Annotated in this window: 23 protein-coding genes; 13 read left to right on the top strand and 10 right to left on the bottom strand. The window is 42.4% G+C overall.

All coding sequences use genetic code 11. The features are described 5' to 3' along the window. Window position 1 precedes the first annotated feature (1 nt). Window positions 2-2,176, top strand: a complete 2,175-nt coding sequence (gene gnpA, locus ACEN8J_RS17945; protein WP_029517108.1) for a 1,3-beta-galactosyl-N-acetylhexosamine phosphorylase — start codon at window positions 2-4, stop codon at window positions 2,174-2,176. A gap of 158 nt (window positions 2,177-2,334) precedes the next feature. Next, window positions 2,335-2,706, top strand: coding sequence for a hypothetical protein (locus ACEN8J_RS17940; RefSeq protein WP_238437976.1), 372 nt, complete (start codon window positions 2,335-2,337; stop codon window positions 2,704-2,706). 91 nt (window positions 2,707-2,797) lie between these two features. Here the strand turns inward: ACEN8J_RS17940 and ACEN8J_RS17935 are convergent, their stop codons facing one another. Beyond that, window positions 2,798-3,736, bottom strand: a complete 939-nt coding sequence (locus ACEN8J_RS17935; protein ID WP_029517106.1) for a helix-turn-helix transcriptional regulator — start codon at window positions 3,734-3,736, stop codon at window positions 2,798-2,800. 142 nt (window positions 3,737-3,878) lie between these two features. Between ACEN8J_RS17935 and ACEN8J_RS17930 the strand changes: the two genes are divergently transcribed. Next, window positions 3,879-4,328 (top strand): VOC family protein, encoded by a 450-nt coding sequence (locus tag ACEN8J_RS17930; protein WP_029517105.1) that lies wholly within the window; start codon window positions 3,879-3,881, stop codon window positions 4,326-4,328. A gap of 115 nt (window positions 4,329-4,443) precedes the next feature. Then, the gene (locus ACEN8J_RS17925; protein WP_069012890.1) at window positions 4,444-5,922 is read left to right on the top strand and encodes a protein adenylyltransferase SelO; all 1,479 of its coding nucleotides are present in this window, start codon (window positions 4,444-4,446) and stop codon (window positions 5,920-5,922) included. Between the two features lie 113 nt (window positions 5,923-6,035). Here ACEN8J_RS17925 and ACEN8J_RS17920 read toward each other — a convergent pair whose 3' ends face one another. From ACEN8J_RS17920 to ACEN8J_RS17895, 6 genes are all read right to left on the bottom strand, one after another. After that, the gene (locus ACEN8J_RS17920) at window positions 6,036-6,452 is read right to left on the bottom strand and encodes a DUF4280 domain-containing protein (protein WP_069012891.1); all 417 of its coding nucleotides are present in this window, start codon (window positions 6,450-6,452) and stop codon (window positions 6,036-6,038) included. A 5-nt stretch (window positions 6,453-6,457) separates the two neighbouring features. Beyond that, the gene (locus ACEN8J_RS17915; RefSeq protein WP_176715766.1) at window positions 6,458-6,988 is read right to left on the bottom strand and encodes a hypothetical protein; all 531 of its coding nucleotides are present in this window, start codon (window positions 6,986-6,988) and stop codon (window positions 6,458-6,460) included. Further along, entirely contained in the window at window positions 6,985-8,247 is a 1,263-nt protein-coding gene (locus ACEN8J_RS17910; RefSeq protein ID WP_495593807.1) for a pentapeptide repeat-containing protein, read from the bottom strand. The genes ACEN8J_RS17915 and ACEN8J_RS17910 overlap by 4 nt, the downstream gene beginning before the upstream one ends. Before the next feature lie 12 nt (window positions 8,248-8,259). Further along, window positions 8,260-9,675, bottom strand: coding sequence for a phage baseplate assembly protein V (locus tag ACEN8J_RS17905; protein ID WP_340884435.1), 1,416 nt, complete (start codon window positions 9,673-9,675; stop codon window positions 8,260-8,262). Continuing rightward, window positions 9,672-10,352, bottom strand: coding sequence for a hypothetical protein (locus ACEN8J_RS17900; RefSeq protein WP_029517099.1), 681 nt, complete (start codon window positions 10,350-10,352; stop codon window positions 9,672-9,674). Before ACEN8J_RS17900 ends, ACEN8J_RS17905 begins: the two co-directional genes overlap by 4 nt. A 165-nt stretch (window positions 10,353-10,517) precedes the next feature. Further along, window positions 10,518-11,393: an SDR family NAD(P)-dependent oxidoreductase gene (locus tag ACEN8J_RS17895; protein WP_340954341.1), complete on the bottom strand. Its 876-nt coding sequence runs from the start codon at window positions 11,391-11,393 to the stop codon at window positions 10,518-10,520. 197 nt (window positions 11,394-11,590) lie between these two features. Between ACEN8J_RS17895 and ACEN8J_RS17890 the strand changes: the two genes are divergently transcribed. From ACEN8J_RS17890 to ACEN8J_RS17880, 3 genes are all read left to right on the top strand, one after another. Beyond that, window positions 11,591-12,058, top strand: a complete 468-nt coding sequence (locus ACEN8J_RS17890; protein ID WP_029517097.1) for a MarR family winged helix-turn-helix transcriptional regulator — start codon at window positions 11,591-11,593, stop codon at window positions 12,056-12,058. 48 nt (window positions 12,059-12,106) lie between these two features. Then, a complete protein-coding gene (locus ACEN8J_RS17885) occupies window positions 12,107-12,553 on the top strand; it encodes a GNAT family N-acetyltransferase (protein ID WP_165149969.1) in 447 nt (148 codons plus the stop codon). 382 nt (window positions 12,554-12,935) lie between these two features. Further along, a complete protein-coding gene (locus ACEN8J_RS17880; RefSeq protein ID WP_061831603.1) occupies window positions 12,936-14,315 on the top strand; it encodes an amino acid permease in 1,380 nt (459 codons plus the stop codon). Window positions 14,316-14,895: 580 nt separating this feature from the next. On the opposite strand, the gene ACEN8J_RS17875 is transcribed toward ACEN8J_RS17880, so the two are convergent. Next, entirely contained in the window at window positions 14,896-15,936 is a 1,041-nt protein-coding gene (locus ACEN8J_RS17875) for an NAD(P)-dependent alcohol dehydrogenase (RefSeq protein ID WP_029517093.1), read from the bottom strand. Window positions 15,937-16,276: 340 nt separating this feature from the next. Between ACEN8J_RS17875 and ACEN8J_RS17870 the strand changes: the two genes are divergently transcribed. The 4 genes from ACEN8J_RS17870 (at window position 16,277) to ACEN8J_RS17855 (ending at window position 22,119) form a co-directional block, all read left to right on the top strand. Next, a complete protein-coding gene (locus ACEN8J_RS17870; protein ID WP_029517092.1) occupies window positions 16,277-16,693 on the top strand; it encodes a MerR family transcriptional regulator in 417 nt (138 codons plus the stop codon). Between the two features lie 383 nt (window positions 16,694-17,076). Further along, the gene (locus ACEN8J_RS17865; RefSeq protein ID WP_165149971.1) at window positions 17,077-18,003 is read left to right on the top strand and encodes a hypothetical protein; all 927 of its coding nucleotides are present in this window, start codon (window positions 17,077-17,079) and stop codon (window positions 18,001-18,003) included. A 136-nt stretch (window positions 18,004-18,139) separates the two neighbouring features. Beyond that, window positions 18,140-18,847 (top strand): hypothetical protein, encoded by a 708-nt coding sequence (locus ACEN8J_RS17860; RefSeq protein ID WP_029517090.1) that lies wholly within the window; start codon window positions 18,140-18,142, stop codon window positions 18,845-18,847. Window positions 18,848-19,269: 422 nt separating this feature from the next. Continuing rightward, window positions 19,270-22,119, top strand: coding sequence for a DUF3863 domain-containing protein (locus tag ACEN8J_RS17855; protein WP_495593806.1), 2,850 nt, complete (start codon window positions 19,270-19,272; stop codon window positions 22,117-22,119). 101 nt (window positions 22,120-22,220) lie between these two features. On the opposite strand, the gene ACEN8J_RS17850 is transcribed toward ACEN8J_RS17855, so the two are convergent. Continuing rightward, window positions 22,221-22,895 carry an NAD(P)H-dependent oxidoreductase gene (locus ACEN8J_RS17850; RefSeq protein WP_029517631.1) on the bottom strand — a complete coding sequence of 225 codons (675 nt, stop codon included), beginning with the start codon at window positions 22,893-22,895 and terminating at the stop codon, window positions 22,221-22,223. A 143-nt stretch (window positions 22,896-23,038) separates the two neighbouring features. On the opposite strand from ACEN8J_RS17850, the gene ACEN8J_RS17845 reads away from it, so the two are divergent. Together ACEN8J_RS17845 and ACEN8J_RS17840 are read left to right on the top strand one after the other, a co-directional pair. After that, a complete protein-coding gene (locus tag ACEN8J_RS17845; protein WP_068938572.1) occupies window positions 23,039-23,431 on the top strand; it encodes a winged helix-turn-helix transcriptional regulator in 393 nt (130 codons plus the stop codon). Window positions 23,432-23,624: 193 nt separating this feature from the next. Beyond that, window positions 23,625-24,617: an ABC transporter substrate-binding protein gene (locus ACEN8J_RS17840; RefSeq protein WP_449292563.1), complete on the top strand. Its 993-nt coding sequence runs from the start codon at window positions 23,625-23,627 to the stop codon at window positions 24,615-24,617. Between the two features lie 116 nt (window positions 24,618-24,733). On the opposite strand, the gene ACEN8J_RS17835 is transcribed toward ACEN8J_RS17840, so the two are convergent. Beyond that, window positions 24,734-26,236, bottom strand: a complete 1,503-nt coding sequence (locus ACEN8J_RS17835; RefSeq protein ID WP_069012903.1) for a stalk domain-containing protein — start codon at window positions 26,234-26,236, stop codon at window positions 24,734-24,736. Window positions 26,237-26,445 lie beyond the last annotated feature (209 nt).

The following is a 26,445-nucleotide window of genomic DNA, read 5'->3' as shown; positions in this document are numbered from 1 at the left end:
GTTGTCCAAACAAACTACGGGGAACTTTACACTACCGGGAGAATCCGGTTATGAGGCGCTGACCCTGAAATTAGCTGAACGGTGGGGTGCCGATGTCATCCGTGATAGTGACGGCACGCAATTGTCCGATGAGATTATTAACGCTGGGTACGGCATATATTCGACAATCTGTATCATCAGAGATCATAATGAGTGGGCGTCCCGTAATCTGGATAAGCTGCAGCAGTGTTTTTTAATTACAAATCCAAAGGTAGCTGTACAAGATTATGTGTCCATCTATCTGATGGAGGATTTTTTTGCTGAACAGTTCAAAGTGAATGATTCCAAAGAAGCGTTTAACTATTGGCAGGTTTTTGACAGAACGACCGGAGAGGAAGTTCCAAGAGAACAGTGGAATTATGAAAGGGAATCCGGAAATGTGGTCATTACCGGAATTGTTCCTTGGCATAAATACACGGTAAGCTTTATGGCCTACCGGATCTGGGAAGAGATTTCCATGTACAATCACACCACGAATCATTGGGACAAAGAGCATTTGATGCAGATTGATCCTATCTATGCAGAAACGCAACAATATCTGCTGGATTGGATGGAAGATTGGTGTCTTCATCATAAGGAAACCACGGTTGTTCGGTTTACCTCCTTATTTTATAATTTCGTCTGGATCTGGGGCAGTAATGAGCGCAATCGCCATCTGTTCTCAGACTGGGGTTCATACGATTTTACGGTAAGCTCAAGGGCGCTTGATCTGTTTGCCAAGAAATACGGGTATTCGATGACTGCCGAGGATTTTGTTAATGGCGGGAAATACCGCGTCAGTCATATCCCGGCTGAGCAGCGCAAGCTGGATTGGATGGCATTTATCAATGATTTTGTAATCGAATTTGGCAAGAAATTAATTGATATTGTGCATAAGCACGACAAGCTGGCCTATGTTTTCTATGATGACAGTTGGGTTGGCATGGAGCCTTACAATGACCGTTTTCAAGAGTTTGGATTTGACGGGTTGATTAAATGTGTATTCTCAGGTTATGAGGCGAGGCTGTGTTCAGGTGTAAAAGTGAATACACATGAGATTCGGCTGCATCCTTACTTATTTCCGGTTGGCTTAGGCGGGCTTCCGACCTTTATGGAAGGGGGAAACCCCACGCTGGATGCCAAAAAGTATTGGATTAATATCCGGCGCGCCTTGCTGCGGGAGCCTATTGACCGGATTGGGCTGGGGGGATATTTGCATCTTGTAGAGCCTTACCCGGATTTTTGTGACTATATCGAAAAGATTGCCAATGAATTTAGAGAAATTAAAGAACTACATCATGAAGGCAAACCCTATCAAATGAAGACGAAGGTAGCTATTCTGCATAGCTGGGGGAAATTGAGATCGTGGACCTTGTCCGGCCATTTCCATGAAACGTATATGCATGATTTGATTCATGTCAATGAAGCTTTATCTGGATTGCCGGTTGAAGTGCAGTTCATTAATTTTGAAGATATCCGTCAGGGAATTCTACAGGATTGTGATGTAGTGATCAATGCCGGCTCTGCTGGTTCAGCATGGAGTGGTGGGGAGTACTGGAATGACAACAAGTGTGTGGACTTACTGACCCAATGGGTTTATGAGGGGGGTACCTTTATTGGCATCAATCAGCCTTCGGCGGTAGAAGGTCACGACAGCTTTTTTAGAATGGCGCATGTTCTCGGACTGGATGAGGATACAGGCTCCAGGGTAGGTCATGGAAGATGGACATATGAGGTTAGGGATGAGTATGGTTTGGTGCCTGAGGGGGCAAGTATAACGCCAAAGAATAGCATTTATCTTACGGATGGGTCAGCTGTGGTAGTGGAGGAAGCAAGTGGTATGATAACACTGTCTATACATGCCTTCGGTAAAGGAAAGGGAATTTACCTTCCTTCATTCGAATTCAGCTGGGAGAACACAAGATTGCTGCTGAATATGATTCGCTTTGCGGGCAATGAGTTACATGAAACGAAGTATATTACGGATAACCTATATACAGAGTGTGCTTATTATCCAGAAAGTAAAATGTTGGTGGTTATTAACAATAGCGATCAACTTCAAAGAACGACGGTTGATACGGAATATGGCAAACAAACGATGGAATTAGATCCGTATGACACCATGATCACTCGTATTGGCTTAACAAAATCGGTATAGAAACGGAAAATAATAAGAGTAGCTGTGTCAAGCCCTCCTTTATTTAAGGAAGGGCTCTTTGTTTTAGCACCTCCAGAAAATCCAGCCAATTTACCGGGGATTTTGTCCATTCAAAAGTATCTACTCCATCATTAACTATAAGTAAAACAATGAAGGAGATGATTTCTTTGAGAAAGGCAACCTTAATGAAAATTAAAAATGCGGAAGCCAAGTTGGGAAGAAAGTTAAAAAAAAGAAGTCACGTGGTTATGAATCTTAAAAAAGCCATTCGTGTAACTCAACTTGGAGATGGATTTGCGCGTTTCACTTTCGCTGCGGTTACTATCCCCCCAAATAGCTTTAGAAGCACTACGATTAACGGTAACGCCTACAATCTGATTAGCGGTTCATGGATTTTCTCTGGAAATCAGCAAGGGTTTCTTCTCGATAACTATTCTGCGGCGGAAGACAGATGGTTCTTTACTGCATGGAATCCAACTGGATTCACAAGAACGGTCTCCTATGCTGTTATCGCCAAACGGAAGCCATAATTCAAATGTCATCGTTAGCAAGGAAAAGGAGCTTGATCCTTCTTTTCCTTGCTAAAAGGTAGAGGAAATGTTGAACAAACCTTCGATGATCTTATAATTTTTGATAGTGGTTCAAGAGATGCTCAACTTTTTCTTTAATAATCTGTTTTAAAGATTCAGGCTTCACAGATCGTACATAATGACCATATCTCATAAAATAATGAGCGATAAACTCTTCTTCTCCAGGATTATAGAATCCCTTAATGACTGTCTTATCACCATTTTCTATTTTCATAGAGGGATAATGTTCTTTATAGAAAATGTCCTTCGCTTGTTCTACAATCTCTACTTCAAAGTCAATGCTCTTCTCGGATTGATACATTTCTAATGAACGATTAAGGAGCTCATCTATAGAAAAGTCAGAATTGCTCTCCTCTTCTTCTATTAAGGTTATTCGATCACATCTGAAAACTCTATATTTATTCGTATTTAACTCTATGCCAGTAGCATACCATTGACCAAACTTAGCGGAAATTTTGAAAAATTGAATATAGTAACTTTTTTTCTGATTATTTTTTACATATTTAACTTTACAGGTACTCTCATTAAGAATGCTTGTTAGAATTTTATCTAAATAACGACTAACATGAGTATGCTGATATACTTCAAATTGTAAGACCTTTTTCATTTTATGAATCTGGTCTATTTGTGTTTTAGAAAGACAGTGTTCAAACTTTTCATTGAGTTTATTAATACTTAAATGAAAGGGGGTGGATTGATAAGCTTCTAACGTCAACATTGCAAAGTACAGAGCATATACTTCATCCATCGTGAAAATAATGGGAGATAACAACCTATTTTTTAAGATACCATATCGCCCATGTCTGCCATGTTCCGAAAAAATAGGCATACCTAATTGTTCTAATGAATGAATATCACGTAGAGCTGTACTTTTTGAAATATGGTATTTATCCATCAGGTCATTTAAATTAAAGAACTCTCGACTGTTTAAGTATCTGATCATATCATTTAATCTTTCTGATTTCTTCATCTAAACCTCCTTATAAAGGTGTCATGTTTTGATACCTTTTTATATGATAATAAGCTTAAGGGAATATATCAAATTCATAAGATATCTACCTGAGGATTTTACAAAATCCTGACTAAGATTATATATAAAGGAGATTGATATCATGAGTGCAACACTGGAAGTAGCTATTTTCTTATCCATGAACGGAAAGGCAAAGGAAGCTATGCATTTTTACAAAAAACACTTCAACGCAGAGGAATTGTTTCTGGTTACCTATCAAGACATGGCCCAACGTGACAGTTCCATACAGATTACGGATGAAAATGAAAATTATATTTCTCATTCTGTCTTATCCATCGGAAAAACAAAAGTAATGATAGCAGAAGATACAATGAATCCCAGTGAAAAATATACAGTTGGTAATAACACTTCATTATGTATTCAAAGTGCTGACTTAGAAGAAATTAAACATTTCTATCATAGCTTAATTACAGATAATCGCGTGAAAATTATCGTGCCTTTATCTAATAATATGTTTAGCCAAGCCTACGGTATTATTGAAGACCCGTTCGGTATTCAAATACAATTAATGTTTGATAATCGATTACAATAAAAAGGTTGTTAAAAGCTAAAAAGCACAATAGCATGGTGAAAAGTGGATAATAAATGGACAGAGGTAAAAACTAAAAGGGGAAAATCCAAGATACCACAGCAGAAAAGGAGACACTATGACGGAGAGAAAAGAAATAGCAGATAAAATAGGGTGGAACTTCGACAACAGTTACTCTCGTCTGCCGGAATCCATGCTTACAAAGCTCAACCTAACTCCTGTCCGCTCACCAAAGCTGATTATACTTAATCATCCGTTGGCAGCATCACTGGGGTTGAACGGCACGGCGCTGCAAAGGAATGATGGCGTAGCGGAGCTGGCCGGCAACCAAATTCCTGAAGGGGCTACGCCTCTTGCTCAAGCTTACGCAGGACATCAATTCGGGCATTTTAACATGTTAGGAGACGGTCGTGCTCTGCTGCTTGGCGAACAGATCAATCCCTTGGGTGAACGGGTTGATATTCAGCTCAAGGGCTCTGGCAGAACGCCATACTCCCGTGGTGGTGACGGGCGTGCGGCACTTGGTCCGATGCTTCGTGAATACATCATTAGTGAGGCGATGCATGCGCTAGGTATTGCTACCACCCGCAGCTTGGCGGTGGTATCCACAGGTGAGACGATCATCCGGGAAACCGAGCAGCCCGGTGCCATTCTGACCCGTGTGGCTGCCAGTCATCTTCGCGTCGGAACCTTTCAATACGTCTCAGCATGGGGCACGTCCGAAGATCTCCGTGCTCTGGCTGATTATACATTGGAAAGACACTACCCGGAAGTTGCCAATGACGAAAACCGTTACCTTTCACTGCTTCAGGAAGTGATTAAGCGTCAGGCCGAGCTGATTGCCAAATGGCAGCTGGTTGGTTTTATTCACGGGGTGATGAACACCGACAATATGACCCTTAGCGGAGAAACCATTGATTATGGTCCTTGCGCCTTCATGGATACCTATGATCCTGAGACGGTATTCAGTTCCATCGACAGGCAGGGACGCTATGCTTATGCCAATCAGCCGCATATTGCTGCGTGGAATCTCGCGAGATTTGCTGAGACGCTCTTGCCACTGCTGCATGACAACAGGGAGCAGGCTGTCACACTGGCTGAGGATGCAATTTCAGATTTTGTAAAAATGTTTCACAGTCACTGGCTTGCAGGAATGCGAGCGAAGCTAGGGATCTTTAACGAAGAGCAGGAGGATGAATCTCTTATTGAGGATCTTCTGAATATCATGCAGAAGCATCGTGCTGACTACACCAATACCTTCCGTGCCCTAACTTTGGACAAGCTGGAGGATACGGTTCTGTTCAGCACTGAGGAATTCACCCAGTGGCACGAGCAGTGGCAGGCGAGACTGGGCAGACAGCAGGAATCCCAAGATTCATCGCATCAGCTGATGCGCAGCAGCAATCCTGCAATCATCCCGCGCAACCACCGAGTAGAAGAAGCATTGGAAGCTGCGGTGGAACGAGAAGACTACCATGTGATGGAGCAACTCCTTGAAGTTCTTTCGAACCCTTATGCTTATTCTGACGAACAGGCTATTTACTCTACATTGCCTGAGAAATCCAACTGCTCATACCGAACCTTTTGCGGTACCTAATGTAATGTAATCATGTTGAACAACTCGATGATAACCTATTTCATGCGTTGGTGGAGAAGATAGCCATTCTCTCACCAGCGCATTTTGTTTTTATTTTGGTAGGCTGCAACTAATTAATCCAGCTCTTGACCGTCATTTTCGATTTGTATGTGCCCGCAATAAAGACATTGATGCGTACAGTTCTGTGTAAGAGCAGGCTGGCCTTCGATGCGCATGTCGCTTTTTCCGTTCAGCCAAGGCATCGTAAGAACAGGAATACATGGAGCCTTTTTCACCCCATAAATATCGACCATCTCACTGGCTTGCACAGTCGGATTCAGCGGACTGGAGCAATTTCCAAAAGATTTTATGTTCACTCCAGGCACATAATCTCCAATATTCATCTGGGCTTTATTTTTGACATACACCCCGTGGCTAAAAGGGCGCTTCAAACGCGTAGGCTGTGTACCGTAACTACAGCTTAAAATCGCACCTGCCACGACATAGCTTTTTTTCGCACCTGACCCAGGCTGCACACTTGCTTCTTCCATACGGATTATTCCTCCTTTGTGGACATCTCCACTTTTTGCACACGAACACCTGTAAATGGACGACGCAGCAGACTTTCCGCTACCGCGAGATTGATATAGATATGAGCTTCCAACAAGCCGGCGATCCGAAATATAGACGATTGGATTTTTCCGTGTTTAAGTACCAACTGCTTCAAGGTATGGTCAGGATACCACTCGGTTTGTGAGGAAAGACAATCCACCACAGGTGGACGCAATATCCAGTACACATCCTGCCTGGCCTTCTGAAAATCGGTAAGTATAGCGACCTTCCATTCCAGCTCCGGCATATATTTTTCCAACAGGACTTTCATGGAGTCTGAAACCAGTGGCAAAGGGAACTCCAGAAAATCCGGATATACGGTTCGTGGATCTGTATGTACTGCTAAAAACAGGGGAGTGTCCTCCGCCTGAATGGTATGACCCGAAAGGAGTTCTTCCACCTGCAAGGGAGACAGGGGCGCAGTCTCTACCCGATGCTTTACGCGCTCGTCCACCATGAGTCGAAAATATCTCATTTACCCCCACTCTCCTTACTCACTGTATCTGTTACCTGTGTAACCAGGGGTGCTTCTACAGCAGCAAGACCAATGGCTTCGCTTAGTTGGATATCTGTAAAGATTGCCCGGTGTAGCTTTGCCCCTGTAAAATTAGCTTTTACTAAACATGCACCTATAAACGAAGCGCCAGTAACATCGGCTCCTACAAAGCAGGCACCTGTTAGATCCGCGCCGTTAAATAAAGCTCTTTGCAGCGTGGCATCTTGGAAAGTAGCTCCTTGAAGCTGTGCATGCTGAAAACGAGCTCCCTGTAAATTAGCTCTTGTAAAATCCACTCCATCTAATCCTAGCGGTTCCCAATCCAGCCAAGCATCCGATCCATATTCGCTATTGCTTATAACTTCGTCCAGTACAGCCTCTTGCAGGGAACAGCCACGGAAATCGGCTCCGTGAAGCAGGCTGTGCGAAAAGTCGGTTCCATCTAGCTGAGCTTCTTGCCATATCGTGCCTACGAGGATACAGTGATGCAATCGACTTTGTTGCATCCCAATCTGGCGAAAGACTGTATAGCGAAAATCCAAGGAACTATAATCTCCATCCGACAGTTGAACTTGAGATAGTGCATGGTAGCTGTAGGCCGATTCTTCTTTTTCCTCCAGCCAAGACTTTATGATGTTAGCATCCACGGGTCTTCGATCTTCCCGATACACAGAGACACTATGATCCATATACTCTCCGACGCGAATCTCAAAAGCTTCTTCACGATCCAACGCCTCAAACTCTGGTAGGTCGACTGCTTGCTTCATAGCCTGACGAACCAGACTAACGATCATCGTATGAAGATATCCCGCTGCTTCCAGCATGATCTGTTCCAATTCAAGTTCGGAAAGGGAGACTTGCTGGTTCAAGGTTTCAGCCCCAAGTTGTTCATGTAATTGAGTCCAATAGAGAAAAATCCAACTTGCATCGTATTCCAACTGAACGGGTTCAGCATCAAGCATCCATAAGGCATCCGTAGCTTCAACAAGATAAACGGGCTTCTGTTCAAGCCATGTGGTGCGCAGCATGGAGTAGGTGATGTAACCGATATGACCTTTACGACCTGTGAGTTGCTTTTGCCGAACGAGCTCACAAAAGGCCCGAAAATGTTCTACTATATGCTGTAATCGTTGTGTTTGTTTTGATTTACATTTCAACGCCCATTCTTTGCGAATGAGAGACCAAGCCTGTTGAAGAGCTGCTTGTTGCTGATCTAACACATCTGTTTGCTTTTCCATTGCTAATCATCCTTAATTTGACTTCACTTCGCTGCCTTTCATATCCGCTGACCCGCTTAATTCAATATGACTGCCGTTACAATCCATACGGAGCTGACTACCTGCGGACAGACTCATCGTCTTTCCCGCAGACAGGCTGAGATTGCCTCCTGCCGAAATATTCACTTGCTTGCTGCTGGTGATATGAATGCCTTCTTTATCATCCAGTTTGATGTAAATAGCGCCGTCCTTGCCTGTAACGACCAGTTCATCCGGTCCCAGCCGAATTTCCTTACCATGCGGGGTACGCCATATTTTCATTTGTGGATTGGAAAAATGGTTATGCGTACTCTTGCGATCTGCCCGTCTCACCGCACTACCTGCCACGCCGTCTTCTTCCCGACTACCGGGGAAATAGAGAGAAACGGAATCGCCTTTTTCTGGCATGACGTACCAGCCAGTATGGCCACCGCCACTGTAAACAGTAGAATAGTTGAACCAGTGTGCTTTGCTTGCGTCTTGTTGTTCATCACAATCCAGATGAATGCGTACCTGATCCTGACGTACGTCCAGTACAACACCGCTTAATGAGGCTCCTGCCAGCTTATCCTGGTAGTAGCTTTTTTGCCGAAATCCCTGGTAAGAACCCAACACATACTGATGCCGCAGCAGTCCTTGACTCATGGCGGTGTAGGCTTCCATGACATACAGGTTATGCCCCTGAAAATTCAACTGAGCGCCCAAGTCGAGTACCTCATCCGTTTCTACCTCATAAAAAATAAAATCGTGTTCACTCAGTTTGGTCTGTTCATTTTCCTGAAAATAACGAAAAGGAAGCAATTGCTTACGTACGGTATAACGGGTATGATCCAGTATCGCCTGTGCAGGGCTGTCCTCAATACCAAAATAAAATTTGGGACTGTCAAAACGGGCTACAGGCATCAGACTCGTATGATAACGGGAGGCTATGCGTCTTAAAAAAGCCCAGTCTGTCTCCTGATACTGAATGGCAAGCCGCCCGATGGCTTCTCCCCCAGTAGCTCCGTCGATCACATCCAGTCCTTCATAGTCCTTACCTATGTGCTCCAGCATTTGAGGAATCGTCATTTTCGTATACTGAAAAGAACGAGTACGCTGCTTCATGTCCATCCGGTACGTATGGGAAATAGCTTCCACCTCCAGATAGTACACACCTCGCACGACTTTTACCTCGACCGAGAGGGCAATCCCACTAAATAGCGGTTTGCTTGCGCCAGACTCATCTTGTTGACTGACTTCAATGATGGTATTTTTTTCTGTCGTTTCCACGTAACTGTCTTGCAAGTCTTCGGGGATAACACCTGTAAAATAAAGCCGAGTATGCTCGTTAACTTTTTTCGTTAAGGTGAGCTCTTCTAAGTCCATTTGTTCATAAGGGTGAATGTGAATTTGATCGTATCCCAGACTCATGGTGTAGTCATTCCTTTCTCATTTGTAGAATAGGTGGAGGGTGGAAGGACAGAAAGGGATTGAACCCAGTATTCTGCTACAGGTAACCAGATTTCGAGATCTACCTCCAGACAGCTAAAGGAACCTATGACAACTCGTCCATTGTGGATGAAGAATAGCATTTCGTTGTATAGATTACCGTCGATCCCCGCCGCCACAAAACGAATCTGCCCAACTGAAAGTCCGGAACCGTTGATAACCATTTCGGTACCTAACCAGTTGCGAATCGGTTGTACAGACCGTAAAATATCCGCCATTTGCTCTACAAAATCGGGCAGCTCTTCCGCTTCCAGAGCAGTATCTGTAGGATTAAAAGTGATATTGATAGTCTCCTCAGATGAGGTATAAATGACCTTTGGTCGATGCTCTGAAGGATATTTGATTATAGCTTGCTCCATTGGCATAGGAGTAAAGGACTTGGGAATGTAGAAACCAATTTCTCCGTGTAGTATTGTAATGGGCTCCAATGCGAGATAATCGTTTTCAATATGAAGTAGCTTTGTTTCTTCAAACATGGAACCGTACTGTTCCGATTTCTGAGTTTGAGCTGGAATGGATTTCACATTATCGTTATTAGCTGTCTTCCGATCCACCATTTTAGCTTTGAGGCTAAGTATATGCTCGTCTAGATAGTTCATAGGAAGCCCCCTTTTAGGAAAAATACACGTTTGTACTTGAATATGTAAAGATGGAAGGAGATATTTAAGTACAGAACCAGCATATGTATTTATCGGTTAAAAGAGAGATTTAGTTTACAAAATGAACCATTCGTTGGGGGGCATTATTTGATAATAGCTCCCATTTCATGCCATAACCCCTTTTTGCCGTAACAATTCGGTAGTAGTACTCCAAAGTAGGCGTTGCATCTTGCTATCCCCACCAGGATATGTCGGCACAATCGGCTTACCAGTGCCAACATTAAAATATCCACCTGTCACTTCTCGATATTGAGATTCTGTTGCTAAACGAATAATAATTTCTGCTCCTCTTCGTGGGTCTCCGATGTGCAAAGCGTTCAATATTTTTGCAAGTACTGAAGAAAATCCTAACTCACGGCCAAGGCCGGTAACGTTAAATCCTGGATTAAGTGCGTTAACTACGATTCCGGTTCCATACAACTGACGTCCAAGTTCTTCTGTAAACATGATATTAAGAAGTTTAGTCTTTCCGTATATCTTAGATGAGCCTCTTGCGGTAAATGCAGATATATCTGTTAAATCCTCCGGTAATTTTAATTCGCCATGGTTGCGTGACGCTTCAGAAGCCACATTGACGATCCTAGCATTTGTGGATTCCATGAGTGAATTGAGTAGGGTATGCGTTAACAGCCACGGGGCAAGATAGTTTACGGCTATCATTTCTGCCAAACCCTCTGAGGTTATTCGCTGTTCAAATCCATGTAATCCAGCATTGTTCACTAATACATCAATCTTTGGATAATTAGCTTTAATTTCATCACCAATACGCCTGACATCTTTCATAAGAGACAAGTCCCCGAAAAAAAAGTCTACCTTTGTACTTGGCGCCAGATCTTTTAGAACATTTTTAGTCGTTTCAGCACGCTTTTCATTTCTGGCTGTTAAGACTAGATGCGCTCCGCGTTGGGCTAATTCAATTGCTACTAATTGTCCAAGACCGTTAGTAGCACCAGTGATTACAATAGTCGGGTATGTCGACATATACATCATCCTCCTAATTCTCGATCCAATTACATTCTTATTCATGCTTACGCTTTAAGGTTGTAGATGCTTTATACTGTAGATCTTCTGCTTGACACTTATCAAAGCCGAAAATATGATTGATATATATCAAGTATATGTATTTTAATTGATATATGTCAAATATATTCGAACTCATTCAAATAAGGTGGAGACATATGGATCATAAAACTCAACATTCAAATTCTACAAGAGAGCAATTAGAACTGAATCTTGGTGAACAACTTAATGCACTTATAAGCGCGTCACATGCACTCAATGTAAGAACAGCGGCACTTTTCGATCCATCATTACAACCTGCGGCTTTTCTGATCGTACGCTGCCTTCTTTCGTACGGTCCGGCAAGCGCTACATTTTTGGCGGAATCCACCGCTATGGATCGAAGCTCTGTCAGCCGACTTGTTACTCAGCTTAAACACTTGAATTATGTAAAAAGTGAAACTCACCCTGAGGATCGTCGGGGAGTGTTAATATCCCTGACAGCTAATGGTCGTGAAAAAGCCCTAGAAGCTTTAAAAGAAAAAGAAAATGAGTTTTATCAACGTATTTCAACATGGGAGAATTCCAAACTTGAAGCGTTTATTGGTATGCTGAATTGTTTTAACGGTCAAGATTGCGAGGAGTAATGATTCGACATAAAGCATCGGATGATGAAAATAGGGGGCTTTCAAAAAGTGAAAGAAAAAAATGTTAGGGAAATTAGGGCAACTGATTATCATGATATTTATTTGTTAAACCAAGACTTTAATCCCGATCTATATCTATTTCCTGAAGTAAAAGTAAAAGAGAAAATTGAAAGGATTATAAAGGAATCAAAAGATATGATCTTTGTTTATGAAGAAAACAACGAGGTATTAGGATATATTCATGGAAGCCCACATGAATTACTTTTTTCTGAATCTCTGGTGAATATACTAGGATTTGTTGTTAAAGAAAAGTATAGAAATCAAGGTGTAGGTAGCATGTTGATTGAGCGTCTTGAACAGTGGGGAAAGTCCCATGGATTTTCCGGGATCAAACTGTTATCTCACCCAAGTCGGATACAGGCCCACAGGTTCTATGAACGACGTGGCTATATGTTTACCAAGGATCAGAAAAATTTTATAAAAAATCTTAAATAAATACATAGGCTTAATATCGTGATATTTATCATTGAAAAACTAGTTGTGTTTAGTACTCTAATGCATCGCATTAAATTGACCATTGTTCAGAAAACGTGAATCACCTTCCTTTCCATTTCATGCCTAAATATGTCTGTTAATTAGCAGTTGTATTTAGGCGTTTTTTGTCATACAATGCATCTAATGCTACGGACTCGGTCTTAGAAACAGTAAGGTTTGGACGGTAAATAGGACGTGGTTTCCTTGTATATTTAAGAATCGTGGAACTACTTTGTAGTCGTTCACTCACGACCACGTCAGTCTGAAAAATTAATAATGTTTGGGGGCAGTTTTCCGGATCATTAGCGTTTGATGATGAACATATACGAAGGGGAGCGTTCTTTTGGAATCGAAACAATTAACGAGAGGGCTAAAGCCACGGCACGTTGAGTTGATTGCGCTTGGAGGCACGATTGGCGTCGGTTTGTTTATGGGGTCGGCAAGTACGATAAAATGGGCAGGTCCCTCAGTACTGTTGGCTTATCTCTTAGCTGGGATTATTATGTTTTTTGTCATGCGGATCATGGGGGAAATGCTGATTCTTGAACCGGTGACAGGCTCATTCGCTACATTTGCTCATAAATATATCAGCCCTTTAGCCGGTTTCTTGACCGCCTGGAGCTATTGGTTTTTATGGGTTACCGTAGGGATGGCAGAAGTCACTGCGATTGGGGTATATGTGGGCTACTGGTTCCCGGATATCCCGCAATGGTTGCCGGCTTTGGCAGGTGTAATTATTATTGCATTGGCCAATTTGGCGGCTGTGAAATTTTATGGGGAATTTGAGTTTTGGTTTGCGATGATTAAAATTGTCGCCATTATCTTCATGCTAGTAGTGGGTACGGGGATGATCTTCTTTGGCCTCGGTAACGGTGGACAACCGATAGGTCTATCCAATCTGTACAGCCAGGGCGGCTTCTTTGCAGGTGGTTTGAAAGGGTTTCTATTTGCACTCTGCATTGTAACAGCGGCTTACCAAGGGATAGAGATGGTGGGTATTACGGCAGGTGAAGCAGAAAATCCGAAAATGACACTGCGAAAAGCCATTAAAAACATCATCTGGCGTATTCTGATTTTCTACGTGGGTGCAATCTTTGTCATTGTTACGATTTATCCTTGGAACCAAATAGGCGAGATCGGTAGTCCATTTGTTCTGACTTTTGCCAAGGTAGGAATTGTGGCTGCTGCGGGTATCATTAACTTTGTTGTACTTACAGCTGCGATGTCTGGTTGTAACAGTGGTATTTACAGTGCGGGCAGAATGTTATATACATTGGCTAAGAACGGACAAGCTCCTAAGTTCTTTGGGAAAGTTTCTCCAAGCGGCGTCCCTAGAAATAGTATAATAACGACCATTTCCTTGCTACTGGTAGGGGTGTTATTTAACTATTTAATGCCTGATTCCAAACTGTTTCTGTATATTTACAGCGCCAGTGTTCTTCCAGGCATGGTACCGTGGTTTGCATTAGCCATCAGTCAATTTAAATTCAGGAAAAAGTGGAAGGATGAAATGAAGGATCACACCTTTAAATCTCGTTTTTTTCCAATCAGTAATTACATCACCATTGTCTTTTTGTTGCTTGTGATCGTTGGAATGTGGTTTAATCCAGACACACGCTTGTCGTTGATTGTCGGGGCAACATTCATGGCGATCGTCATTGTTGGATATTTTGTCTTTGGCATAGGAAAGCGGCAGAGAATTGAAGAATTAGAGGAAAACTAAAAGATTGCTAAATACGTAACATTTGCCGAGCGCAATTCAGATGACCTGAGTTCGCTCGGCTTTTCTTTTACATGACGAGGGAGGGGCTATGGAAAGGTTGTTACTGAGGTATAGAACCGTGTGGTTATCCAGTTCGCACTACAAGTGTAAATACAAATACAAAAAAAGTGAGAACGAAAATGGAGAAGTTGATTATTGCCATACTCTTACGGTTAGCCTTAAACTCTGTAATTCCCGAAAATAAAAATATAAACCCTAGAAAAAATTGTGAGACTTTGTACAAATCCTCGTAGGTGTTTGGGTATGCGAGTGATAAAGAGGAAGAGATCATAACAACTACAGCAAATATTAAAGTGAGGATTTTGTAAATATCCATTTTCTTAAACATAGATAAGTTCCACCTTCCTATTTATTCCTAATGTATTATATTCTAAGGGTGGAATCTTTGGATTACAAATAAATACAAAAAGAGGAAATGGACAATAGGATGGTACACAGAATAAAGTGAAGGTGTCCCAAGTAATACTTTGGGGACACCTTCACAATTAAAATCACTTGTACAACTTATGATTTGCATAGCTTACATTGTGCTAATGTCAATCACGAATCTATACTTCACATCAGAAGCTAACACTCGTTTGTAGGCTTCGTCAATCTGGTCGGCCGAAATTACTTCAATTTTAGGAACAATATTGTGTTTTGCACAAAAATCCAACATTTCCTGTGTCTCACGGATGCCTCCTATCATTGAACCAGCAAATGAACGGCGATGTCCGATAAGGGACATCACATTTAGTGACAACGGCTCCCCAGGGGCACCGACATTCACCAAAGTTCCGTCTAGATTGAGTAGTGCAAAATAAGCATCCATATCGATGGCAGCACTTACCGTGTTAATGATCAAATCAAAGTGCCCAGCAAGTTTTTTAAATGTTTCTGGTTCGCTTGTAGCATAATAGTGGTCCGCACCAAATTGCAAGCCATCATCTTTTTTCTTTAATGTTTGGGATAGAACGGTTACCTCAGCACCCATAGCATGTGCAATCTTGATAGCCATATGACCAAGGCCTCCCATTCCCACAACGGCCACTTTTTTATCTGGACCAGCACCCCAGCGGTTCAACGGTGAATAAGTCGTAATACCTGCACAAAGTAATGGAGCAGCCACGTCAAGCTCAATGTTATCTGGAATTTTCACTACAAAATCCTCAGTTACGACAATGTGGGTAGAATATCCGCCTTGTGTAGGCTCGCCGTATTTGTCAACACCAGCATAGGTAGGGACATTTCCTTTAAGGCAGTATTGTTCCTCTCCTTTACGACAGTTCTCACATTCGCCACAGGAATCAACCATACAGCCAACCCCTACCCGGTCACCAACGCTGTACTTTGTAACCTCAGATCCTACCTCCGTGACAATCCCTGCAATTTCATGTCCAGGTACGAGAGGGTAGTTCACTGGGCCCCATTCGCCGTGAGCAGTGTGGATGTCAGAATGGCATATGCCGGCATATTTAATTTCAATCAGAACATCGTGTGAATCAAGATCCCGTCGTTTAATTTCAGCCGATCGAAACGGTTTGTCTGGGCCATCGACAGCTCGTGCTTTAGCAGTTATCATAAATAGCCTCCAATTATTTTTATTTTTCAAGAGAATGCAGTTATATCGGTATAAATTGAAAACTAGCTGAAGTCGGTTGAAGTTCCCCTTCATTCATTTCCATTTATACTTTTTCTCTTGCAAATCAATGTTAATCCTTATAGTTAACTCTAAGTCAAGCGCAGGTTTATAAGCGTCTATTCAGTAATGTTGTTTTCTTGCTAATTATATTTCGTTAGATAGCATCTGATTCTACTTTTCCTATAAGGGGACTTTGACATTCTACAAATACCTTGATAGAATCCCCCTTATATCATAGAGTTAACTCGAAGTCTATGTCATTAAGAATAGGAGATACATGATGAAGACGTATTCTATCAGCGAAGTTGCAAAAGAATTGAATCTTACAGCATACGCTTTGCGTTACTACGACAAAGAGGGACTTATGCCTTTTGTAGAACGGACATCTAGCGGAACAAGATTATTTAAAGAATCCGATATCGACGCTTTAAAAATAATTGAATGTCTAAAATCCACCGGGATGCCGATCAAAGAAATTAAAAATTTCATTGATTGGTGTTCTGGTGGGGATTCCACACTACAACAAAGATATGACATGTTTATGGAACGAAAAGCAACTGTAGAAGCACAAATGGAAGAACTTAAAAAAACAATGGAAGTTATTGAACATAAATGCTCATATTACAAAACTGCATTGGATGCCGGAACGGAAAATATTCATAAAAACAATAAAATAGGGAGTCTCATTACTAACTAATAGATAAGCATCTGTAATTCATCCATTTCTATATGAATTACAGGTGCTTTCGTTTGTAATATTCGATTTACTACAACCTACTGATTTAAAACAGCACGATCGGTTTTAGAAAACTAGGAACCAAATATGATGTAACTTGAACAGGCAGGAGTAGTACCGAGGATCAAGTATTCCGAAAGTCAACGGGCAATTTGCCCATTATGTAGGTTGAGAGCCACGACTTTAGTTCAGAAAACAACGAATTACTATAGAATCATCGAAGATAATCAGGAGTATGGTCCAGTATTCTCTCATTTTTATTTTTGATAAGATTAATTCCATATTATTGAAGTCTACTATCAAACCACGAAAGAATGATACATAAGGAAATGAGGAAGATACTGATGAAGGCAAAAGCGTATATTATTTTGTTGACTGCTGTAATAAGTTTAACTGCTATGCTGACCGCATGCGGTGACTCCAAGAAGCAAATTGAAGGTGAATCTACGACTGGAGCAGCAACGGCAACCACTACGACTACCCAGAATGCCAAGGCGGACAATGCGGAACAGGCTGGTGTGGATGGTGTTGTGAGCAATACTACAGACCAAGCTACAAAAAGTAATGGAAAGACGTATTCCGACGTGGCTAAAGAAGCAGCGAAACCCGATCAGCCAGCAGGACAAATAGGGTTAAATACGACGCAGGAGCAGCTTCTTACCTTTGCCGATCGTTATGGACTGGTACGAGTGCAGGATCATCCGATTCGGCGGGTTTCCGATCCAACTGGGAAACATGTAAACATTGCAAATTACAGTGATTCTGTCGTGAATTTATATACAGAAGAACCCATCCACCTGAATACAGATGAATTTATTCATGAAGCTTATAATTTTTTTACAGAGGGAGTTGCTCCAGGTGAGTCCTACAAGAAGTGGGAGGAAACCTCTAATACTGAAAGAGGACTCGTCAAAATGCTCTATTTGTCACGAGAGGGACTTCATATTTTAGAAGAAGCGATGAAGACGCATGATTATTCTAGTCCATCGGTCCAAAATACGCTGGGATTTTTTAAGGTTGCCTCGAAATTTGAGTCTATGATGCCTGTTGCCCAGACACCTACAGACATCAGCTTGTACGATATGTACGATCAACGCGTTAAGCCCGAGTGGAAGAAACTAAGTGACATTAAAAACCCTGCCGCGAATGAAAAAGCCTTCGCTGCGGCCTATCAAAAAGCAAGAGATGAGACCAATAATCTTATGGGGCTATTAAACATTATGGTGTCTACAGAAATGGAAAAACGTCTCAAAGCTGCAACCGATCAGTAAAACACAGGCAAATAGTAAATTATCAAGGACATAATTTATCCACACTTTCTTCTAATATTTAACTGTCGATAGATTTATTGAAAAGCTATAATGCTAATGATGATTTGAGTGTACTTGGAGAAAAGAGGTTGAGGGTATGAAGTTGAAAAAATGGCCGTTAGTATTCATGATAGGTATTCTCATGCTGTTATCCGTAGGCTGGAACAGTGGAGTATCTTATGCGAAATATTATTACGAATACACTTGGGATCAGTACAAGGGGACTGAAATCAAGACGTACAGGCTGACACCAGTAGCTGGAAGAGCCGGATTCATGGATCAGGAAAAGGCCTTAGCTGCTATTGGCAAAACCCCGAATGTGTATGGAAAGTTCAGTGGCTATAGAACAGAGAAAACAACTGAAATTGCAACCAAGAGTGTAACAGATGAGGTTTATAAATATGCAGTTGTTGATTTTATTAGCGACAAGGAGCCAGAAACTGTAGAATACGTTAATCCAAAAGGTGGAGTTCCTCATACATGGAACGGAACCGATGAGATTCGAATTTTTATGAGAGGGTCTGAGGCAGCTTCTTTGGCAGAGCTGTTTTATGAGGGAACTCCAAGTGAAGGACGCTATCATTTTAATGCTGACGATGTCTACTTAGTTACATTCTGGTCCAACACAGTAAAATCAATCACTGGAATGTCTGCTGAAGCGCTAGTTGAGGAAGGCCCCCCTGCGTTTATAAATCGAGAGTTGGTTGGTCAAATAAAAGGCAAAGATCCTGCTGCCTATCCACAAAATGGGGCTTTAAACGGCTACTTTTATGTTTATAAGGGTTCTGAGTTTAAAGAGAATTAAAACAGCAGACAGGATTTTATAAGTATATATGTACACGAGAACGAGATAACATTTTGTATTCTTCAAGCGAATGCGGATACAGATGTTATCTCTTTTTTTATTTGTATACGGGATCAACATAGTAACACAAAAAGATGATAAATATTTAATTACCAATGAAAACCATTGTTTAGTGATAGGGAATTACGGCTTAAAAAAAGATGGTGAATAAACAGGATAGTAGATTGCCAAAACTACTTTTTTTACTGGCTTTATTCAATCCTAGGGAGATTATTCCGATAATTCAAGTATATACAGTTTGGTGTTAACAGTAATGAAAAACCGATTGAAAACAAGAGAGACTAATTTTCAAAGTTGATATGAAAGTACAGGCGAAAGTGGCTCAGTGCTATCTAGTAAAGGAGGTGTAATGATTCCGAATAATGAATTATGAAAAAAAGTTAAAACAAATTAGGCATTACATGGCTGGTTTACTGGCTGTCTGGTTGTTCTGTATACATAGTGCGCCTGTTTTTGCGGACAGAGCCTTTAACGATATCGAACATTCCTATGCAGCTGATGCGATTGAGGCCATGGCTGCTCAAGGTTATGTTACGGGTTATCAGGATGGGAGCTTTCGACCTTTACATTTTATCTCGCGACAGGAATGGGCAAGCATTTTCGCTAAAACCTTAAAGCGAACATCGAATAACAGAGGCGTAACTTCTTTTCGTGATGTGTCACCATGGGCTCTACCTTATGTACAGGCCTTACAGGAAGAGAGCATTACGAAAGGAATTAGTGATCAATTATTCGGTGCCAAGCACAATATGACTCGTCAGGATATGGCCGTTTGGTATGCCCGCTATTTTGGTGTTACTGAAGATACCCGATCGGCTGGTATATCCAGTTTTGTGGATCAATCTGATATATCAGATTATGCACAAACGAGCGTATGGCTGATGGAACGGCTGGAACTGATCGAGGGAGATACGAATCACTATTTCCATCCTAAAGAGTCTGTGAGACGGCAGGATGCCACGCTGGTTGCTTATCGAATATGGTTAGGCGGTGACGGTCTGAGAGAACGTGCCAAGCGTTTGCTAGGGTCATTAGGAGATGGAACTGCAACGATGCCTCAGACGACCAGCCAACAAGAATCGAAGAAGATCGAGGTCGATGTGACACCGGAAATTAGTCAACAACCTGTGAATTCGGAAGTCGAGGAGCCTAAAAGGCATCGCCCAAGCCCTGATTCACCAGCATCTCCGGTGACACCACCAGAACCGAAGCCGGAACCGTCGGTGACACCGCCGGGACCTAAACCCAAACCACCAGTAATTCCGGTAGATCCACCGGATCATTCTTCGGATTTTCTGGTAGATGAGGTCGTAATCAAGGCGCAGGAGCTGGTAAATCAACCGGAGACATACCCTTCGTATCAGCTATCTTTTCAGCTCTACAATAAAGGGCGACCCGTAAGCATTCCTGCTGCCAGCGTCACAAGTGTTACGTACACATTTAGTGATGGGTTAGGTATTTTTGATGAACAAGGGAAAATTGCACATCCCGAAAATATTCCGGTTGCGGACAGCTTCATTCCTGTAGAAATGAAGGTCACCGTTGCCAAACCTTATCAGGTCCTTACAGCTCAGGCCAAGCTGATCGTGAAAGGGAAGACTCCGCCGGCAGAGCCACCGAACGTAATCAGGTCCGTATACTTGGCTACGTATACCATTTCAGAGGCTGCTACTTTAGATCCTGCTGCTTGGAATATGTCCTACGTATTTCATAATGCTAATGGAGAGGTTATAGCTCCTGGATGGCTGCCCTCAGACTTGATACTTCGGGTAGAGGATTCCAGAGGGATATTTGATGAGGATGGAAAAATTGCTAACCTGCATTTGATTCCGGTAGTAAATTCGGTCATTCCATTAAAAATCACGGTTGAGTCGCCATCTCAAGGGGTTCTCTTCACATCCGATGCGGAATTAACAGTAGTACCGGGAGAACGCAAAAAGCAATACTTTGCTGTCTCCATCATGCTGCAGGGAAGCGCGACTACGGTAGATCAAATCAAGCAAGCGCGTCAATTGCTGATGGACCACTTTGGTCCCAATATCAAAGTGACGTGGGCGATGGAAAACGGATTTGTTTTTGTAGAAGCAAATCGCCCGCAGCTTAAACAGGTTTTGGCATTCGTCGATCAGTATGGAGATGAAGTCGGAATGTTGGATGGGTATCCGAACCAGTTAAAGTTTCCTATTTGGGAAGCTCGAATGGACGAGTGGATGTATATGTATCGTTACAATGCATTCAATGAGCTGCACCAATCCGGTACAATGGGATCACCATCGGTGTTTGAAAGCATGGATACAGACCAATATCGGAAGTATCTTCCGAAATCATTGACCAGCTTTACGGTAAATCCCGAACAGACTCAATGGCTTAAAGATCACTATCGGATTACTTCCGCGATGGGATGGTCGGCTACACAATATAATGTGAACGGTATGTATGGTGAGGGCTCTCCATTGATGCCTTACTGGTCCCATAAGGACAATCCAATTGTTCCCGCACAGGGACTAGCAGATAATAGCGGTACCGTATTCATGAACTCGGTTACGATTGATCCGATTGGATCACGCTATACGAAAGATTCCTCACGCTGGACTCTTCATCCGCTTGACCCATATGTGACTGAGACGGATGCAGCACCACAACTGTATATAGTACAGCAATATTTGGATAACCCTTATCAACGTATAAATACGGTAAACTACTTGTCCATTATTTTGGACATCAACGCACTTGCCAACACCCATAACATGGCTCCAATATGGGAGAATTTTGTGAACCACTTCCCTGTTGATCGCAAGGTTGAGATTGTAGGCGTGGACGGGCTGAAACAGATTTATGAATCGGTAGCAGGATCCAATAATGATCATACGGAGTTTACGCTCATGTTTAGAGGCTCAGGTATTAAGACGGCTATGGATTCCAATAATTCACCAGCAAATCTGCGCTATTTGTGGACCGAAAATGCCTCACAGCGGATTATTTTATCCAAAGAGGATGGAGATGCGACATGGTCCATTATTGACTTTACCGATTATACCCGAAAACCGGTTCCGAAGATGGACTACAACTTGGATGGTCACACGGACGTAAGCTATGTCACCGGAAGGAACTTCAAGCTATGTCCAACGGCTCCTTTAACAGCGGATGAAATTCAACGCGTAAAGGATCGTTTGAAGGATATTTACTTTGCAGAAGAAGTAAATTATCAGTAAGTAATTGGAAAGAGTTAAGAGCTGAGGTTTTATGAAAAGGGGGTGTCCCCACAGCCATCGAAATGGCTGTGGGGACACCCCCTTGTTTTAGAGAAAAGGTTTTACACCCACTCAATAACCTGATCTACAGATCGCCGAGTTTTGCCACGCGGCTCGTTGAGACGGTAGCCAAATGCCACCATACAAGAAATACCGAAATGCTTGGCATCCATAATGCCTTCTTCAGAGAGGATGCGTTCGATTTCCTGTTTATTAAAACCTTCGATAGGGCAGGAATCAATGCCGATTTGAGCTGCGGCAGTCATCATGTTGCCCAGTGCGATGTAGGTTTGTCGGCAGCCCCACTCGAACAAGGCTCTTTTGTTTTCCTCCAGCGCAAAATCTGATTTTAGGAAGGCGTCATATACTTTCTCTTTGCCTTGCATCACTTCAGCTGGTAATTGCTGCACGTTCTCCATCATACTCTTGATATAATCGGAGGAGGCTATCATATCTTCAGGAAGTCTAGAGAGGATGAGTACAAAATGGCTGGCTGTTGGCAGTTGTTTTTGGGCCCCCCAAGAGTAAGGCAGTAGCTTCTCACGCATAGCTTTACTCTGAACGACAACAAATTTCCAAGGTTCAAAGCCAAACGAGCTTGGAGATAAACGACCGGTTTCAAGAATAAAGTCGAAGTCAGAATCGCTAATTTTCTTATGACTATCGAATTCCTTCGTTGCATGTCTGAACTCGTATGCAGATAAGATTTGATCTTTAGTAGTAGCTAAGGTTTCCATCGTTATTCCACTCCTTATGGATGTGATTAAAATTGACGCTTACCAAGTGACATGCTTAATATTAGAATATACATGATCGTTTTTGAAGTACGCACATTAATGTGCTGTAGTATATAAAATGATACTAAGGAGGAGAAAAGCCTATGCGCAATCGGAAAGGCGGCTTTGGGGAATGTACCGCTGGAAATGATCAGGCGTGTCCAGTTGAGTTCACGCTGGACGTGATTGGGGGCAAATGGAAAGGGATTATTTTGTATCATCTCATGTATGGGACTAAGCGATTTAGTGATTTTCGGCGGATATGTCCGGGGATCACCCAGCGTATGCTGACACTCCAATTGCGCGAGCTGGAAGAGGATGGTGTCGTTCACCGTGAAGTATACCAGCAGGTTCCGCCTAAGGTTGAATACTCTCTCACCGAATTCGGGAAAACGCTCATACCGATTATTAACTTGATGAAAGATTGGGGAGAAGAATATAAAACAAAACAGCGATCACCAGAAAGCAGTCTTCAGCAACCTAGCCCCAATGTGTAGGTTTTTGAAGACGGCTCCACGAAAAAGACCTGGCCATCATTTTGGCAGGTCTTTTGGTTTATTAAAAAGGAATGTGCAAAGTTCGTTTTTCAGTTGACAGCAAGGACGACGCTTGATATATTTCTTACGATATTGATAATCATTATCACATGTATCGGGAGATCATCTGCACAATATATAGGGGGCTAATCAGTTGAAAAGGAAATCGTATTTTATGATGACAGCTATGTTACTTGTATTGTCTGTATTCATCAGCGCTTGCGGCGGAAATAATAATGGAAGTAATCCGGCTTCATCTTCAGGAGATAAGCAAGAGTCGGCTTCTACTGGAGAGACGAGAAGCTTTAAAACGGTTAAAGGGGATATTCAAATTCCGACCAAGCCACAGCGCATTGTAACGGATTTTTACGGTGGAGAATTGCTGTCCGTGGGTGCTAACGTGGTGGGTGTAGAGCCGACTGCGTTTCAAAATCCTTTTCTGACCGATTTGCTGAAGGAACAAGGAACCAAAGAGGTGGGTGATCCGACCAATTTGGAAAAGACGTTGGAACTCAAACCCGATCTGATCGTGGTTATGAAGGATACGAATTATGAGGCTTTGTCTAAAATTGCACCTACCCTGTACATTCCGTACGGCACGACGACTAATATTTATGATACGGTCAAGCTGTTCGGCGATATCACCGGGGAAAAGGAGAAGGCTGAGCAATTTATTGCTGCATTTGATAAAAAGGCCGCTGAAGGTCGCGCACGTCTTAAAGGTGTGATTGACGAAAAGGCAACTTTCGGTCTGTATGAGCTGACGGACAAGCATGCACTTTGGATCTTTGGCGACAATGCGGGTCGCGGTGGACAAGCCGTGTACAATGCGCTCAAACTGAACTTGCCAAAGAAAACAGTGAACTCCAAGGAACAAACGGTACAGCTTTCGATGGAGGTATTGCCGCAGTATGACGCAGATTATATGTTCCTGACTACGTATGACCCGGAGAAAAAGGGTGACGCGCTCAAGCAACTGAAGTCGTCCGCTGTATGGGGGAATCTTCCTGCGGTGAAGAACAATAGAGTGTTCTTTAACGATTTTGATACGTATTATCGCTATGATCCAATCGCTATTACAGGACAGATTGATATGATCGTAGATATGCTGGTCGAAAGAGAAAAAGAGAATAAAGCTAAACAATAAGCAGATTCTGCGCTATAACAAATTGTTGAAATAGATAAGAGATCGCATATTATACACAGTATATAGCATTAAAAACCAGTCCAACATGAATCATGTTTGGACTGGTTTTTGATTTACTATTTTGTCGTAATTTCAATAGTATCTTCTTTTTGTATCCAATCTACCTTGGCCCCCAGCGTTTCGCTGATCAGCCTTAATGGAAGATAACCAATACCATTCACCATGAAGGGCGGATTGGTAAGCTTTACAGCCTTACCGTTCACTTTTGCTTGGCTGGTTTTGAAATTTATTTCTAGAAAGACAGGGTGATCTTCTGCCTTGGACTGATCTATTTTTGCTATTTTGCTGTTGAAATCATAAGCGATCTCGGCCCCCAGTTTATCAAAAACAGAACGAAGGGGAATAAACGCTTGCCCGTTGCGGGTAATGACACCATTACTCAGAGAGACAGGCGAACCATTGAGACGGACAAGAATCGGTTTTTGTACAGGAACTGGTGAACTATACAGAAACTCATAGTCTCCTATACCTAGCTGCGCGTGTTTGTTGACACCCCAGCCCCATAAGGCCCCATCTGCTTTTTGCATGATTACGTGCCGTGGACCTGCTTTGATACTTTGAATATTTTTAGCAAGCAATGTAAAGGGGGCGTTGGATGGTAACTTTTCACCATCTAGAGACGCAACATATACATTCCCAGCTGTGGTGAGGGCGAGTATGGAGCGTTCGGCGAAAAAGGCGTCTTTAACATCTTTTACTCCTGATAATAGCACAGGGGTATTTTCATTGTGATAGGTTGTATTATCTGAGTAACCTGTGACCGTTTCACCCCAGAACCATAACCGTCCTTGTCGATCAATCGCGAGATTGGAACTTCCATTGGTCTTAATTATTTTGATGTCCGATAAGGCTTGAATCTGCGATACGGATAAAGTTTCGGACGGAGTTACATTTTTATCAAATTCTTTGGGCCATGTCCATACAGTACCGTCTTTCTTTAAGGCTATGTTTTTGGAGATAGCAGTAATATCCTTTAATGATGGAACAAGCTCGAAGCCCTGCAAGGACCTTGTATTTTTCCATACACTTCCGTCCTTCTTCAAGAAGATCCAGCGTTCCTCATATTGCGGTCTTTTTTCATAGTAACTATCCAATTCTGTAACATTTTCGATGCCGGATAGGGTTTGAAAAGGAGCAAAGTTGCCACCATTTTCGATTCGATCAGCGGATAATACGGTTCCTTCGGCGTTTAGGGCGAGCACATGATCATTCATAATACGCACGTTTATGATGTTTGGTAGTCCTTCCAGAGAAATGAATTTCACGGATTCAGAAATGTTGTTTCTTGGCACATACCAGGCGGAATGATCTTGTAAGGTAAATATCAGATCGCCTTCCTGGATTATATTCGAAAATGTTCTTACAACGTTTGGCTTATCCTCTACACGAGTCGGTACGGATTGATTATAGCCCCATAACCACAAGCTCCCATCGGATTGAATCAGACTCCCGGAATCATAGGAGCGAATACGGGACGCCGATTCATCACCGGCCGCCCATGCACTGGAGCTGAACAATAACAGCGCGATCATACTGATTAACAGAGTACGTCTTTTCATGCGTTTTTCCTCATTTCTTCATCAATGTATATAAGGTTAAATAACGCCTTGGGGAATATCTCCTTATCAATAGACGAAGAATATATAGAAAAGTTTTCCACAAATCGTTGGATTCCAATAAAATAGCCTCCAAACCCACGAGCAGAGGCGGGTTTGAGAGGCTATTTTTTGAGCATGGAAGCAGAATATGACTTGGGACGGGTTCTTCC

It is taken from the genome of Paenibacillus sp. Paensp38 (assembly GCF_059491915.1).
Note: the sequence above shows the minus strand (reverse complement) of the source record. Positions and strands in the feature narration are given on the sequence as shown.

Coding starts and splice junctions, on each gene's coding strand:
- ACEN8J_RS17940 (WP_238437976.1), top strand. CDS start 2,335: ATGATTTCTTTGAGAAAGGCAACCTTAATGAAAATTAAAAATGCGGAA.
- ACEN8J_RS17935 (WP_029517106.1), bottom strand. CDS start 3,736: ATGAAGAAATCAGAAAGATTAAATGATATGATCAGATACTTAAACAGT.
- ACEN8J_RS17930 (WP_029517105.1), top strand. CDS start 3,879: ATGAGTGCAACACTGGAAGTAGCTATTTTCTTATCCATGAACGGAAAG.
- ACEN8J_RS17925 (WP_069012890.1), top strand. CDS start 4,444: ATGACGGAGAGAAAAGAAATAGCAGATAAAATAGGGTGGAACTTCGAC.
- ACEN8J_RS17920 (WP_069012891.1), bottom strand. CDS start 6,452: ATGGAAGAAGCAAGTGTGCAGCCTGGGTCAGGTGCGAAAAAAAGCTAT.
- ACEN8J_RS17915 (WP_176715766.1), bottom strand. CDS start 6,988: ATGAGATATTTTCGACTCATGGTGGACGAGCGCGTAAAGCATCGGGTA.
- ACEN8J_RS17910 (WP_495593807.1), bottom strand. CDS start 8,247: ATGGAAAAGCAAACAGATGTGTTAGATCAGCAACAAGCAGCTCTTCAA.
- ACEN8J_RS17905 (WP_340884435.1), bottom strand. CDS start 9,675: ATGAGTCTGGGATACGATCAAATTCACATTCACCCTTATGAACAAATG.
- ACEN8J_RS17900 (WP_029517099.1), bottom strand. CDS start 10,352: ATGAACTATCTAGACGAGCATATACTTAGCCTCAAAGCTAAAATGGTG.
- ACEN8J_RS17895 (WP_340954341.1), bottom strand. CDS start 11,393: ATGTCGACATACCCGACTATTGTAATCACTGGTGCTACTAACGGTCTT.
- ACEN8J_RS17890 (WP_029517097.1), top strand. CDS start 11,591: ATGGATCATAAAACTCAACATTCAAATTCTACAAGAGAGCAATTAGAA.
- ACEN8J_RS17875 (WP_029517093.1), bottom strand. CDS start 15,936: ATGATAACTGCTAAAGCACGAGCTGTCGATGGCCCAGACAAACCGTTT.
- ACEN8J_RS17870 (WP_029517092.1), top strand. CDS start 16,277: ATGAAGACGTATTCTATCAGCGAAGTTGCAAAAGAATTGAATCTTACA.
- ACEN8J_RS17865 (WP_165149971.1), top strand. CDS start 17,077: ATGAAGGCAAAAGCGTATATTATTTTGTTGACTGCTGTAATAAGTTTA.
- ACEN8J_RS17860 (WP_029517090.1), top strand. CDS start 18,140: ATGAAGTTGAAAAAATGGCCGTTAGTATTCATGATAGGTATTCTCATG.
- ACEN8J_RS17855 (WP_495593806.1), top strand. CDS start 19,270: ATGAATTATGAAAAAAAGTTAAAACAAATTAGGCATTACATGGCTGGT.
- ACEN8J_RS17850 (WP_029517631.1), bottom strand. CDS start 22,895: ATGGAAACCTTAGCTACTACTAAAGATCAAATCTTATCTGCATACGAG.
- ACEN8J_RS17845 (WP_068938572.1), top strand. CDS start 23,039: ATGCGCAATCGGAAAGGCGGCTTTGGGGAATGTACCGCTGGAAATGAT.
- ACEN8J_RS17835 (WP_069012903.1), bottom strand. CDS start 26,236: ATGAAAAGACGTACTCTGTTAATCAGTATGATCGCGCTGTTATTGTTC.